This is a genomic window from Methyloferula stellata AR4, assembly GCF_000385335.1.
GTDB classification, from domain to species: domain Bacteria; phylum Pseudomonadota; class Alphaproteobacteria; order Rhizobiales; family Beijerinckiaceae; genus Methyloferula; species Methyloferula stellata.
This window is the reverse complement of sequence record NZ_ARWA01000001.1, coordinates 197357-211088: the sequence shown is the minus strand read 5'-3', so window position 1 is coordinate 211088 and position 13732 is coordinate 197357. Positions and strand designations below refer to the sequence as shown.

General features: G+C 57.3%; 13 protein-coding genes and 1 tRNA gene. 8 read left to right on the top strand and 6 right to left on the bottom strand.

The genetic code is table 11. The features are described 5' to 3' along the window. Positions 1-76 precede the first annotated feature (76 nt). Positions 77-469 carry a Co2+/Mg2+ efflux protein ApaG gene (gene apaG, locus A3OQ_RS0101050; RefSeq protein ID WP_020173492.1) on the top strand — a complete coding sequence of 131 codons (393 nt, stop codon included), beginning with the start codon at positions 77-79 and terminating at the stop codon, positions 467-469. Positions 470-743: 274 nt separating this feature from the next. Beyond that, a complete protein-coding gene (gene argE / locus A3OQ_RS0101040; RefSeq protein ID WP_020173490.1) occupies positions 744-1916 on the top strand; it encodes an acetylornithine deacetylase in 1173 nt (390 codons plus the stop codon). A gap of 133 nt (positions 1917-2049) precedes the next feature. Here the strand turns inward: argE and A3OQ_RS0101035 are convergent, their stop codons facing one another. Both A3OQ_RS0101035 and A3OQ_RS0101030 read right to left on the bottom strand, forming a co-directional pair. Continuing rightward, the gene (locus A3OQ_RS0101035) at positions 2050-3468 is read right to left on the bottom strand and encodes a glutamate synthase subunit beta (RefSeq protein ID WP_020173489.1); all 1419 of its coding nucleotides are present in this window, start codon (positions 3466-3468) and stop codon (positions 2050-2052) included. A gap of 286 nt (positions 3469-3754) precedes the next feature. Further along, positions 3755-4093 (bottom strand): hypothetical protein, encoded by a 339-nt coding sequence (locus tag A3OQ_RS0101030; protein ID WP_020173488.1) that lies wholly within the window; start codon positions 4091-4093, stop codon positions 3755-3757. A gap of 258 nt (positions 4094-4351) precedes the next feature. Between A3OQ_RS0101030 and A3OQ_RS0101025 the strand changes: the two genes are divergently transcribed. The 3 genes from A3OQ_RS0101025 to A3OQ_RS21035 all read left to right on the top strand — a co-directional run bounded on the left by A3OQ_RS0101025 (position 4352) and on the right by A3OQ_RS21035 (position 8758). Next, a complete protein-coding gene (locus A3OQ_RS0101025; protein ID WP_026595356.1) occupies positions 4352-5299 on the top strand; it encodes an aldo/keto reductase in 948 nt (315 codons plus the stop codon). A 71-nt stretch (positions 5300-5370) separates the two neighbouring features. Continuing rightward, positions 5371-7224, top strand: coding sequence for an HAD-IIIC family phosphatase (locus A3OQ_RS21040; protein ID WP_020173486.1), 1854 nt, complete (start codon positions 5371-5373; stop codon positions 7222-7224). Between the two features lie 178 nt (positions 7225-7402). After that, positions 7403-8758, top strand: a complete 1356-nt coding sequence (locus A3OQ_RS21035; protein ID WP_051116009.1) for a glycosyltransferase — start codon at positions 7403-7405, stop codon at positions 8756-8758. On the opposite strand, the gene A3OQ_RS24230 is transcribed toward A3OQ_RS21035, so the two are convergent. From A3OQ_RS24230 to A3OQ_RS0101000, 3 genes are all read right to left on the bottom strand, one after another. Continuing rightward, positions 8666-9376: a hypothetical protein gene (locus tag A3OQ_RS24230; RefSeq protein WP_152428266.1), complete on the bottom strand. Its 711-nt coding sequence runs from the start codon at positions 9374-9376 to the stop codon at positions 8666-8668. The genes A3OQ_RS21035 and A3OQ_RS24230 overlap by 93 nt on opposite strands. Before the next feature lie 168 nt (positions 9377-9544). Continuing rightward, entirely contained in the window at positions 9545-10531 is a 987-nt protein-coding gene (locus A3OQ_RS24225) for a hypothetical protein (RefSeq protein ID WP_020173484.1), read from the bottom strand. Positions 10532-10549: 18 nt separating this feature from the next. Then, positions 10550-10786, bottom strand: coding sequence for a DUF6471 domain-containing protein (locus tag A3OQ_RS0101000; RefSeq protein ID WP_020173483.1), 237 nt, complete (start codon positions 10784-10786; stop codon positions 10550-10552). 106 nt (positions 10787-10892) lie between these two features. Between A3OQ_RS0101000 and A3OQ_RS0100995 the strand changes: the two genes are divergently transcribed. Both A3OQ_RS0100995 and A3OQ_RS0100990 read left to right on the top strand, forming a co-directional pair. Continuing rightward, positions 10893-11861: an IS1595 family transposase gene (locus A3OQ_RS0100995; protein WP_020173482.1), complete on the top strand. Its 969-nt coding sequence runs from the start codon at positions 10893-10895 to the stop codon at positions 11859-11861. Between the two features lie 141 nt (positions 11862-12002). Continuing rightward, positions 12003-12073, top strand: a tRNA-Ser gene (locus A3OQ_RS0100990). 366 nt (positions 12074-12439) lie between these two features. Here A3OQ_RS0100990 and A3OQ_RS0100980 read toward each other — a convergent pair. Next, a complete protein-coding gene (locus A3OQ_RS0100980) occupies positions 12440-12883 on the bottom strand; it encodes a hypothetical protein (protein ID WP_020173480.1) in 444 nt (147 codons plus the stop codon). A 115-nt stretch (positions 12884-12998) separates the two neighbouring features. On the opposite strand from A3OQ_RS0100980, the gene A3OQ_RS0100975 reads away from it, so the two are divergent. After that, positions 12999-13703 (top strand): glycosyltransferase family 2 protein, encoded by a 705-nt coding sequence (locus A3OQ_RS0100975; protein ID WP_161607285.1) that lies wholly within the window; start codon positions 12999-13001, stop codon positions 13701-13703. Positions 13704-13732 lie beyond the last annotated feature (29 nt).

The following is a 13732-nucleotide window of genomic DNA, read 5'->3' as shown; positions in this document are numbered from 1 at the left end:
CCGGACGTTCCCTCGCGGTACGGCCTATGCTAGGCTCAATCAGATTGTCTTTCGCGTTTGGGGAACGTGATCAACCATGTACAGCTGCGTCACTCGCGATATTCAAATCACGGTGCTGCCGGAATTCGTGCCGGAACGCTCGGATGCCGATGAAGCCACCTATTTCTGGGCCTATACGGTCGAGATCGCCAATCAGGGCGATATGACCGTGCAGCTCACCGCCCGGCATTGGAAAATCACCGATGCCAATGGCAAGCTTGAAGAAGCGCAAGGCCCAGGCGTCGTCGGCGAACAGCCGGTTTTGAAGCCGGGCGAGACCTTCCGCTATACGTCTGGCTGCCCGCTCACAACGCCGTCGGGCATCATGACCGGCAGCTATCGCATGGTGACCGAAAAGGGTGACGTGTTCGAGGCGGAAATTCCGGTCTTCTCGCTCGACTCGCCCTTCGCGCGGCGGGTGTTGAACTAGTTATTTTGAAATGTACCTCTGAAGCCCTCGCGCTTCGAGACGATGCCAATCGCGATCTCGCTGTTGCGATAGATCGCCAGCGAAGGCATCTCCTCAGCATGAGGGCTTCAGGGCTGAAGCGTTAGCCCTCATGCTGAGGAGCTTGCACCCATTTCGAGTTTACTCGAAATGGGCATCTCGAATGTTCTAAGTCGCGCATGCGCGACTTGGAATGCAAGCGTCTCGAAGGACGAGGGCGGCGGGATTTGTTCTGCAACCGCAGAGGCTGAACATCATGTCCCTCGTTGATGGCATCCCGCTCGATAACGCGCTCGATCTGCTTGATCGCCTCATCAGCTTCGATACCGAAAGCTCGAAATCGAATCTGGCACTGGTCGCCGATGTCGAGGCCTATCTGACGGGGCTCGGCATCGATTATGTCAAAGTGCCCAATGCCTCGGGCGACAAGGCGGCGCTCTTTGCCACGATCGGCCCGAAGGTCGATGGCGGTGTGGTGCTTTCGGGCCATACCGACGTCGTGCCCGTCACCGGCCAGACCTGGACCAGCGATCCCTTCCAGATGCGCCGCGCCGATGGGCGTGTCTATGGCCGCGGCACTTGCGACATGAAAGGCTTCGACGCGATCTGCCTCGCCATGCTGCCGGAGTTCCAGAAGATCGGCTTGAAGCGGCCGATCCATCTGCTCCTGAGCTATGACGAAGAAACAACATGCCAAGGCCCGCTCGATACGATCGCGCGCTTCGGGCACGATCTGCCGCGCCCTGGCGCCGTGCTCGTCGGCGAGCCGACGCTGATGCAAGTTGCCGACGCGCATAAGAGCGTCGCCTGCTATGTGACGACCGTGCATGGGCACGAGGCGCATTCCTCAAAACCCTATCTCGGCGCGAGCGCTGTCGAAGCGGCCTGCGATCTCGTGACAGAGCTTTATCGCTTCGCCGAAGAGCTTGTTGCCGAAGGCGATCCGAGCGGGCGGTTCGATCCGCCTTTCTCGACCATCCATGTGGGCACGATTGCCGGCGGCACGGCGCGCAATATCATGGCGAAGGAATGTATCTTTCACTGGGAGTTTCGCGGCCTGCCGGGTGCCTTGCCGAGCCGCGCGTTGCAGAGGCTCGACGATTACGCCGCGCGCGTCGTGCTGCCGAAGATGCGACGCTACGCGCCCGATGCGCGGATCGAAACGATCACCGAAGTCGAAGTGCCGGGGCTCAAGGCGGAGGCGGGATCGTCAGCCGAGACTTTGGCCTTGAAGCTCTCGCGCTCCAATCGCACGATCACCGTGCCTTTCGCGACGGAAGGCGGCCAATTTCAGCTTGCCGAAATCCCGACGATCGTCTGCGGGCCAGGCTCGATCGATCAGGCGCATCAGCCCGACGAATATATAGAGATCGCGCAGATCGAGGCGGGCCTTGCGTTTCTGCAACGTCTCGCGAGTGAGCTGAGCTGAGCAAACTGCATCGCCGTCATGCCCGGCCTTGAGCCGGGCATCCACGTAGAAGCTGAACATCGTTGGTGCGTGGATGGCCGGGTCAAGCCCGGCCATGACGGCGCTCATGGTGCATGGCGAAGCGGCTTGGCATTCACCTCGGCAGCACGCTCGATCCCGTCAGAAATAGATCGACCGCCTGCGCCGCTTGTCGTCCTTCGCGGATCGCCCAGACAACCAAGGATTGCCCGCGCCGCATATCGCCGCAAGCAAAGACCTTATCGACCGAGGTTTTGTAATTCGTCGTCTCGGCCTGGACATTGCCGCGCGGATCGAGCGCGACGCCGAGGTTCTCGATCAGCCCTTCGTGGACCGGCGAGACGAAGCCCATTGCGAGGAGAACGAGATCGGCCTTGATCTCGAAGTCGCTGCCGGGAATTTCCTGCATCTTATGATCGACGCGCACGCATTTCAGCTTTTTGACCACGCCGTCTTCGCCGATGAATTCCTTGGTGAGCACGGCGAAATCGCGCTCCGCGCCTTCTTCTTGGCTCGACGAGGTGCGGAATTTCAAAGGCCAGTTCGGCCAGGTCAGGAGCTTGTCTTCCTTCTCCGGTGGCTGCGGCATGATTTCGAGCTGTTTCACCGCGACCGCGCCTTGCCGGATCGAGGTGCCGATGCAATCCGAGCCCGTATCGCCGCCGCCGATCACGATCACATGCTTGCCGGCGGCCAGGATCGGCAGATTGCTATGGATCGGCTCCTTGCCGACGCGGCGGTTTTGCTGCGGCAGGAAATCCATCGCGAAATGAATGCCTGCGAGATCGCGGCCGGGAATCGGCAGATCGCGCGGCTTCTCGGCGCCGCCTGCCAGGATCACCGCGTCGTAATCGGCGAAGAGCTTCGCGACTTCGAGATCGACACCGACATTGACGCCACAATGGAAAATCACGCCTTCGGCTTCCATCTGCGCGACGCGGCGGTCGATCAGATGCTTTTCCATTTTGAAGTCGGGAATGCCATAGCGCAGCAATCCGCCGGGTTTGAGATTCTTCTCATAGACATGCACGTCATGCCCGACGCGCGCGAGCTGTTGCGCGGCGGCAAGCCCGGCAGGACCTGAGCCGACGATGGCTATGCGCTGATGCGTCTTGCGCTCAGGTGGCTCCGGTTTCACCCAGCCGCTCTCCCAGGCGCGATCGACGATCGTGCATTCGATCGTCTTGATCGTGACCGGCGTCTCTTGCAGATTCAGCGTGCAGGCCGCTTCGCAGGGTGCTGGACAGACGCGGCCGGTGAACTCGGGAAAATTATTGGTCGAATGGAGATTGCGCGCGGCTTCTTCCCACTCCGCGTGATAGACGAGATCGTTCCAATCCGGGATCTGGTTGTTCACCGGACAGCCCGTATGGCAATAAGGAATGCCGCAATTCATGCAGCGCGCCGCCTGATCCTTCGTCGCTTCTTCCGATAAAGGAATCAGAAATTCCTTATAGTGGCGGATGCGATCGGAAGCTGGCGCATAGCGCCGGTCACGCCGGTCGATCTCGATAAAACCCGTCACCTTGCCCATGGATTAAGTCACACGCCTTTTCGATGTGGAGAATGGTTCGGATCAACAGCCGCGAATGCGGCCGGAGTCAAGCTCTGACCGCGCCTTGCGAGGCCGGGTTTCATGCGCTTTGCGGGGAGCGGATCGGCGCCTGACGCCTCATCTCGATCATCCCGGGGAGGCCAGCCATCCGGGAGCTCGTCATTCAACCCGGACGCCGACGTGGACGATCCTGGAATGCATGGGCACTCCAGGATCGTCTTAAGGGCATCGATCAAAGCTTTGGTCTGAGCCAAATATCGTCAAATCAGGCGGCGGGCATTTCTTTGAGAAAAGGAATGATCTGGAAGATATCCTTATCATTATACCTGCCAAAAATAGCAGTATTCTCAGCTCCCACGCCAAGCTGGCCGATCAAAACGTAATCGTGAGCGGGATTGATGCATTTCTGAAATAGAGGGGCGACATGTTCGAAATCTATGTTGGTTTCGAAGATGTAAAGCGACGGTGATTGACGCCACCAAGTCAAAGCATATTCTTCGACAACCTCAACGAGATTTTCATAACGCCTCTTATGATTAGGCTTTACGGCGGTCTCCTCCGGATCTTCGATGCGGAAATTCAACCAATAGATGCGGTTAGCCACGGCTTTGTCTTTCTTCGAATGGGGCCTGAGCGGGGACGGCGCTGACCCAAAGGGTCGCCGCTGACCTTCACCCGATCATGCAAGTGTTCAATTGGCGGGCCCTTGTCGCAGAAAGCGCCCCAGACCTCAATCCTCTTAGCAAAAACCGCTCCTCACGGTGCCAGGATCGGAACGGCTTTTCTCAGAAACGCCTTACACTTTTCTCCGGCCCGCTTTAGGACAACCGCGCAACAAAGCGATGATGGTGTGGAGCGTTTGGTGGAACAAAGATCTTTGGGTGCTTCCGGCCTGCGCATCGCGCCTTTGGCGCTCGGCGGCAATGTGTTCGGCTGGACGGCGGATGAAGCGACGTCGCTGTCGCTGATCGACGCCTTCGTCGAACGCGGCTTCTCCCTGATCGACACGGCGGATGTCTATTCGACCTGGGTCGAGGGCCACCAGGGCGGCGAGTCGGAAGAAATCATCGGCCGCTGGTTGAAGCGCGGCGGCGCCCGCGAGAAAATCGTCGTCGCGACCAAGGTCGGGATGGATATGCGCAAGGCCGGCAAGGGCCTTTCCAAAGCGCATATCGTTCAATCGGCGGAAAATTCGCTGCGGCGGCTCGGCACCGATCACATCGATCTCTACCAGGCCCATATAGACGATATTTCCGTGCCGTTTGAGGAGACGTTGGAGGCTTTTGCGAGCCTCGTCAAAGCCGGCAAGGTGCGCGTCGTCGGCGCTTCGAATTACGTGGCGCCGCGGCTCGCCGAAGCGCTGGCGGTCAGTGCAAAGAGCGGCCTGCCGCGCTTCGACTGCGTGCAGCCGAATTTTAATCTCGTCAACCGCTCATTGTTCGAAGGCGCCTTGCAAAAGCTTTGCATCGACGAGCATCTCGGCGTCATTCCCTATTATGCGCTGGCCGCCGGCTTCCTCACCGGCAAATATCGCAGCGTCGCGGATCTGCCGGGCAGCGCGCGGGCAGGGACTGTCGCGCATTATCTCGATCCGCGCGGCCTCGATATTTTGGACGAACTCGATAAAATCGCGGCCCGCCTCAACGCGACGCCGGCGCAGATCGCGATCGCCTGGGTGATGGCGCAGCCGGGCGTCACCGCGCCGATCGTGAGCGCGACAAGCTTGGCGCAACTCCAAGATGTCATGAAGGCAACGGCGATCACGCTCGACAGGAAGGCGCTCGACCGTCTCGACCGCGTGAGCGCTTAAGGCGGCGCGCCGCCGCGTTTGCGGTTGCATCGCGAGATCCATGCTTCCCGTCGCCTTGCCGGAGCTTGCCCTTGGACGCGGCCGAGTTTCTCTTTCCTTCCGACCTCACCGTCACCCGCACCAAGATCGGCAAGGTTCTGCTCATCGGCTCCTGCATGGCGGAAGCCTATCTGAAATATTTTAAAGAGATCGCACCCGACACTGTCTTCGATTGGGTGATGTTTGCCAATTTGGCCGAACTCCCCGATATGGAAGAAGCCGAGCTCCGCTCTTACGACTTCCAATATATCCAGCTCTCTCTGCGCCATGTCGTGATGGACGAGGTCGTCAATTTCTCCGGCTTTTTGGCGGATGGCGCGGCGGAGGCGATCCTGGCTCGGGGCCAGCAAATATTGCGGCTCATGCTCGACGCCGCCCTCAAGCACAATAAAAGCCATAACGTACCGAGTTTCGTCGCCAATTTCTTCGTGCCGCAGGTTCCCGTGGTCGGCGCGCTCGACCAGATCGGGTCGGCAAAGGATTTCGCGGCAATCGTCAGGCGGCTGAATGACGAGCTCGCGAGCTTGGTTCGGCACTATAAAAACGTCTATCTGGCCGATGTCGACGCGATCGGCAATTCCATCGGCAAGCGATATTTCCTCGAAGACGCGATCGGTTTCTATTCGCATTCAGCCTATTGGGGCCCGGTGAACGACGCGTTCGACCTGTCGCCAACGTATAACGCGCCTTCAAGCGGGCGGATCGAGCGTCTGCCGAGCATGGACGAGGTCTATGGCTCGCATGCGGATCAGCTTTTCAAAGCGCTGTGGCGGCAGATGGAATGTCTTGTCCGCACCATAAACCAGATCGACATGGTCAAATTGGTGATCTTCGATCTCGACGATACGATGTGGCGCGGCCAGATCGCCGAACATTACGGCGAGGCGGGCGGGTGGCCGGTTCTGCACGGTTGGCCGGCGGGCATTTGGGAGGCGGTTCAGCATTTGCGCGCGCGCGGCATCATTGTCGCGATCTGCTCCAAGAACGAGGAGACCCTCGTGCGCGAGCGCTGGCCGCGTGCCGTCCCGATGTGGCTTACGCTGGACGATTTCCCGCTTCGCGAGATCAACTGGAGGCCGAAGGCGGAGAATGTCGGCAATATCATCAAGGCCGCGAGCGTTACGCCAAGGAGCACGGTCTTCGTCGATGACAATCCCGTCGAGCGGGAATCGGTCCGCGCTGCTCTTCCGGGCATTCGCACCATAGGCTCGAACCCGCATGTCACGCGGCGCATTCTGCTTTGGTCGGCCGAGACGCAATTGGCGTTTCGCTCGCAGGAAACCGCCAAACGCGAAGAGTCCATCCGGCAATTGCAGCTACGCGAAAGCGATCGCGGCGCTCTATCGAGGGACGAGTTTCTTCAGAGCCTCGGATGCACGGTCCTCGTCAAGCACATTCAATCCTCGACCCATCCGGACTTCGCGAGAAGTCTGGAGCTGCTCAATAAGACAAATCAGTTCAACACGACGGGCGTCAGATGGAATGCGGCGCAACTGGAGACGTTCTTCGGCATAGGGGGAGAGATATTCACGTTCCAGGTCTCTGATAAATATACCGATTATGGAATTGTCGGCGTCATCCTTTACCGGGAGGGGACTTTCGCGCAATTCGCGATGAGCTGCCGCGTCCTCGGTCTGGAAATCGAGACCTCGGTCATGCATTTCATCATGGCGCATCTCCGCGCAACAGCGGGACGTACGGAATTCGTGGCACGTGTGTTCGAAACGGACGCGAACATGGTCTGCCGCGATATTTTCATCCGCTGCGGATTTGAACCGGCTGACGGCGTTGTCGGCTTGCAGCTCCGCGGAGCGGCACCCATCCCCTCCATAGCCGGTCATCTCTCCATGGGCTTTGCTTCGGAAACGGCGATGGCCGCCGAGTGACGGGCATCTAATAGTTTAGAGCGGGATACGGGCGGAAAACCGCTCACACTTTTCCTCATCCCGCTCTCGCGAAAGCCGTAGCGCGCCGACCCGCACGTTCCCGTCATATGCCAAAAAGATGAGTGCAAATTCCAGCGCGGGTGGTTAACCTTAAGCTTGCGTTTGCGTGAGTGGGCCCGTGCGTTTCGACGGTTCGACCAAAACGATCGAGACAGCGAGCCCGCCGGACGCGCGTCCCTTGCGGTCTGCCGGAGGTTTGGCGTCTACTTTCGAGACGCGTTTAAACGCAAGCGGCCTGCCGCCGGAAATCGCCTTTCTCTCGGCCTATGGCGTCGTGCCGGCGCAATTGATGGCCGCGGCTGAGCGCGCCCGCAAACAAGGCGTCCCGCCCGACCGCGCATTGCTGGCGAGCGGTGCTCTCACCGAGCGCTTTTTCTATCAGTCTCTGGCGCATCATCTCGGCCTTGCCTTCATCGAGGAGCCTGTCCAGCTGCAGGACAGGGCTACAGATACTTATCCGCGAGCGATCCAGGCCGGGATTGTTCGCTTCGAGGGGGCGGCCGGTCCCTGCTGGCTGGCGGCACCGCGCGGCGACGGCCTCAAAGCGCTGTTACGCGCAGTCCAGCGCGACGGGATACAAAGCTCCCATCTCGCGATCACGACGCCATCGCATCTGTCGCGATGCGTCCGCGAGGCCGCGCGTCGCCGGATTGGGGCCGAGGCGAGCTATGCTCTTTTAAGCGCCGATGCGGATCTCAGCGCCCACCGCGGATCAAATCTGTTTCAGAAGGTCTTCGCCTCGATCTGTGCGCTCATCTTCGTTTTGTCCTCCGTGATCGTTCCTTTGACGGCCGCCAACCTTTGGGTGGTCGCCTTAGGGTTCGTGTTTATCGTCACGGTTCTTTTCAGGCTCTTCTTGTCCGCCGCGGCGCTCGGCGTGCCGCGCAGGCGGAATGAGCCGCTCGAAGACCACCAATTGCCCAATTATACGATCGTGATCGCGCTCTATAAGGAAGCGAGAATTGCCCGCCGGCTCGTCGCGATGCTCGACCGCATCGACTATCCGCGCGCCAAGCTGGATATTAAATTCGTGCTTGAGGAAGATGATTTCGAGACGCGCCGCGCGCTCGAATCCTTGCCGCTCGCACCGATCTACGAGATCATCGTCGCGCCGAACGGGCAGCCGCGGACCAAGCCTCGGGCGCTGAACATAGCGCTGCCGCTGGCCGAGGGCGATTTATGCGTGGTTTTCGATGCGGAAGACGCGCCAGATCCGCAACAGCTCTGCCGCGCGGCCGAGCATTTCGCGCGTTCGCCGGCGCAGCTTGCCTGCCTCCAAGGGCGCCTGGCAATCGACAATGCCCGCGAGACTTGGCTGACGCACGGTATTATGGCGCAAACGCCACCGCTGCGGAGACCGATCGATGATCGGCGCCTTTTGCTACGGTTTGCTGCCGATAAACAATCTGATCGGGGCTATCTTACCGACCGGAGCCGGGCCAACGGCAGGCATAGGAAAATCATCTGTCGTTAGATCAGAAGCAAGATTTGTAGATATACCGGCCGCGTTTAACCCGTCTATCAAAGCGCCAGCCGCCAGTCTTGCCGAAGCATTTGACCCGTCACGAATAGCAATGGATGCCCCTGAAAGCTGTTTACCACTCAAGTCTGTCCAAGTTCGAACAATCCATCCGCTCTCTGATAGAATCCTTTCAATCTTTTCGGCGAGGGGCGCTATGTCAGGGCTTCCGACCGGGAAAACTACAATATCGATAGGTTCGCTGCTGAATGGTTTGAGCCGAGCGACCAACTGTGTTTTTTCTTGTAGAGAAAACGATCTTGGTGCGAGCTTTTCTTCGAGCTTAAGGCGTTCTATACGTTCCGATTCAGCTGCTAGATTTGCTTGTGCGGCCCGTTCGTTCGCTTTCGCGGCGGCTTCATTAGCTATCGCAGCAGCGGCTTTGGCAGATTCAGCTGTTGCGCCAGCTCTAGCTACTTCCGCTTCATTCGCTAATGCGCGTTCCTTCGCAAAATATTCCCTCGCGGCCGACATCGTGAATGCGCCTATTGTGCCGACAAATATTGCGAGCGCCCCCAAAATCAGCAACCAATTCGATGCTGCGAATAATAAATCCGCCATCGGCTCAGACACATTCCACATAAGCGCCTTCGCCGTCTTTGGATTTGTCTCTGTCTGTCTGGTCGGCATGGCAGCGATATTAATCGCAACGGGACAAGTTATCAAAAAATTGAAAATCGCGTTTGGAAACGGGCCTAGTTAGAGGCGCCGCGCGCCATGGTGCGCGCGGCGCTCGCGGCGCTAATCTGCATCGTTATGACTATCTGTTACGAGCCATACGGCTGCGCCGCGTTTATTTTTTGGCAGCAAAATAAGAAAACTGAAATTTGTGGTGCGCGGCTCCTTAAAAGCGTCGTCATATTTAATTGCGCCATAGACGTGGAAGACCAATTCTCCTCTGAGGATTCTTCTAATTTCAGAGAATGTTGCATCACGATTAAAAACTATCCTCTGAAATTTAGTTTGCCTGGGCGAAATAGTAGTGGAACTTCTAATGTTCTCGTTATTTACGGTAAAATCAAAATTAGCAATGCTGGAAGCACTTTCTATAAGACCGCAGTTAGACAAGACTCTAACATTGTAGGCCGGTGTCTGGCCGTTATTGATTATGTTAGGACGAAATTCGAATCTCCAGTGTCCATACTTGGTCTGTCTAAAATATGTACCGATGTCGATGGACATGTAGGCTCTCATTTGCCTTTGCCAGAAATCCCGCTGGCTAGCCATGATGCCTTTATTGATGACTACAGTCTCGTTTATGGCGGTGGCAACCTTGCCCATTTCGTCGGCAGCGCGAGTGGCCTCTCGGATAGAATCGCCCATGTCTTTGGTTTGGCCGCGCGCCACTTCGTCCATTTTGACGATAGTCTGCTTAAGCCGGTGAGCCTGCAGGCCGAAAACAACCAATTGAGAAACGAGAATTACAAGCGTCCCGCCGCCAATTACAAATATCGTTATCCAGTCATTCCAGCGCTTTTCATATTTTTCGTTAGCTTCATCGGCGGCTTCTTGCTCACTCTTTATGGGTGGGATCAATTTGACGGAAAAAGCCGGATCGTCGGCGTTCTCTGTCTTGGAAGTGGATACGTCTTGGCTTTCTGCGGAATATGTCTTTGGCTGATTGGTTGGCTTGGGACGATGCCAAAGAGTCTCTTCTAAAAAGCCACCTGCAAGGATCGAAATAGCGAGCAAAGGAAAAAGTAAATAGCGGCTGATCGCGTCAGGCATTTAGGCAGTCCAATTATTTTAGATATCCTCCAATCTTACGCCCTCTAATTCCAGCGCAGCAAGACAAGCCAGAAAGAACGATGCTGGCACCGTGGCCCGCGCGAGCTTGTTTGCGATACCCGCCTTCGTCTCTTCAAAGCCATGCGCTTTGAGACGTTCCGCAAGCTCTTCATAGGTGACGCCCGCGCGTTTCAATTCGGCTTTTAGGTGCCGGACTGCGCGCTCTCCCCATTCCTTTTCGGTCTTAGCCAGCACTCGGAAGCCTCAAAATCTCGGATTCGAATGAAAGTTATCATATCTGATATCTTATTATTGACAATGATATCATATCAGATATTATGTTCTCAGAAACGAGAACATAATGCAACATTTCCTCCTCTCCGCCGCTGCAAAGACCCTGAGCCTCGCTCAGGTCTTCCGCATGTCGGACGAGGAAGCCGAAAAGCTCTTCCGTTCGCTGCGCTGGCCCGAGACCGAAGGCGCTCCGGTTTGCCCGTCATGTGGTGGCCTCGACGCCTACGATTGCCGCCGTCCTACTGGTGCTCCGCGCTTTCGCTGCCGGGCCTGCAAAAAGGATTTCAGCGTTACATCCGGTACGCTCTTCGCGAGCCACAAACTGCCCCTGCGCGGCTATCTCGCGGCCATTGCGATCTTCTGCAATGAAGTGAAGGGCAAGTCTTCCTTGGCCCTCTCCCGCGATCTTGGCGTCACCTACAAGACGGCCTTCGTTTTAGCTCATAAGCTCCGCGAAGCAATGTCCGAAGAACTCAAGGGCCGCACGCTTGGCGGCGAAGGCGAGACGGTCGAAATCGACGGCGGTTATTTCGGCGGGTACGTCAAGCCGACAAACCTTCGCGAGAACCGCAAAGACCGCCGCTTCACTCACAATCAATCCGGTAAGCGCAAATGCGTCGTCATCGTTCGCGAGCGCGGCGGCAATTCGCTTCCCGCGATCTTCCGCACGGAAGGCCAAGCGCTTTCTTTCATTCGCTCGCGCGTCGCTAAGGGGACCATCATTCAAGCCGACGAAGGCAATGGCTGGAATGATCTTGCTGGCCCGTTCGAAATGAAGCGGATCAATCATCAAGAGGCTTACAGTCTTGATGGTGCCTGCACGAATGCGGCGGAGTCGTTCTTCTCCCGCATCCGTCGCGCCGAAATCGGCCATCATCACCACATCGCGGGTGTCTACCTTCTCCGCTATGCGCAAGAGGCATCATGGCGCGAGGATAACCGCCGTATGTCAAATGGGGATCAGGTGATGCGGCTTACTGGGCTCGCGATGAAAGGGAAGCCGAGCGTAGACTTTGCTGGTTATTGGCAGAGGTAAATAAAGTTCCGTTATTCTTATATTAATCCACAACATTTAGTGTTGCGTGACCCAATAATATCAATTGCTCGCGAGCCGTCGCCTGAAATAGGTTAAGCTCCCAAATGATTCGCCCCGCCTTTGGAGGGCGGGGCGCTGTATGACCGGGTGGCAGAATGGCTATGCAGGGCTCTTGAAAATCTCGCACGCCGGTTCGATTCCGGCCCCGGTCTCCCAGAGGGCCTCTCCGAAAGGGGAGGCCCTTTTTATTTAAGCGCATCGGTGTTTCCGATGCGAATCGATTCGACGTGAGCCAAACATACAATAAGATAGGAAAAAGTATATTCAAATTTTGTGGCGTAGCTTCAATGCCGAAACCATCCACAGGGGCGCGTTTAGCCCAGATAGGGTTAGGCAAAGACCTTCTAGAGAGATTCAGCGATTTTCGGGAAGCTTATCTAGGCGCGCCAGAGGTGCGAATAATTTCAGAAGCGTTGGAAATGTTTATGGAACATACGCTTAAGCGAAATCCTGATATTAGCGCCCGCTACGAAGCGGCTCGGCAGAAACGGTAATAGATATTGCCAAACTTTTGACCGCTATTCACAAGCCGCGCTTAATGACCACTTCGCTCCTCTACGGTCCCCGACCTTCGTCACCGTCCCCCGTGTCCTTGCTAGATAATTCAGGTTCGCCCGCACGCGGTTTATAAGCCCCCGCGCCGTGTCTGGACCATGCCCCAGCTCTTCCACTACGGCGGCGGTGACTTCCTCGGTTGAGAGGGGTTTTCCGGCCTTCCTGAGCGCACCTAGAACCAAGCGATTCAACTCGCCTTCCTTGAACAGGTTGACGCGCTTGTAGGGCTTCTTTTCTGGGATGGTGCCAGGATCAATGTCAGAGAAGAGGCGGAGGGTTCCGTCTACATGCTCGACTAATTGGCGGAGATAACGAAGGCGGGATTCAAGCGAAGAGATTTCGCCGGCAATCATAGCGCGGCGCTCTTTGAGAGCGGCAAGAGCGTATTTGTTTGAGAGTTCGTTCATGCACCGAATTTAGGTGCGGAGGGGATTCATTTCTTGTGGCGTTTGCGCCATAATACCGCTGACGCATCTCTTTGCTATCGAATATGCCGCGCTGTTCCATGTCCAGAATATCGGATTGGCGGATCAGGGCCTGCCGCTTCCCGTCAGCGGGTCGTCCAATCATTTCCGGACATCCGTTCTGCGCGAGATTCATGGATGGGATGCGTGGAACGTCACGGAAGATGCCGATATCGGTCTGCGGCTCGCCCGTTTCGGCTATTCGGTCGGCGTGCTCGATTCGACCACCTATGAAGAGGCGCCGATTTCGCTCAAGGCCTGGTTCGGTCAAAGGCGGCGTTGGTTCAAAGGCTGGCTGCAGACCTTCATCACCGTCACAAGGTCGCCGGTCACGCTCGTGGCGGAACTGGGCGTCTTGCGGACGGCTGCCCTGACTCTATTATTCCTGTCCTTGCTGGCTGGTCCGTTGTTTTGGATTCCCTCCAGCCTTTTCGTCTTGATCGGAGTCGTCTCCAACCGTCTATGGACTCCGGCGGATTTTTCCGGCATTTGCCTTGCGACGCTTTATGCCTCCGTCACCACATTGGGGACGGCTTCGCTTTTCTGGTATGCCCTTCTCGGCATGAAGCGGCAGCGGCTTCTTTATCTTTGGCCGGCTCTGATTCTGCTGCTTCCCTATTACTGTCTTCATGCGGCAGCGGCTTGGATGGCGCTTTATGAATTGTTCAGGCAGCCCTTTCACTGGCACAAGACGGAGCATGGGCTTTCGCGTTCCACGCGCCGCGCGCGCGCCGAACCTACCGGCAAGAAGGCGCTCGCCTGACAGAGCATCGGGCCGGAACCTCGGCGCTC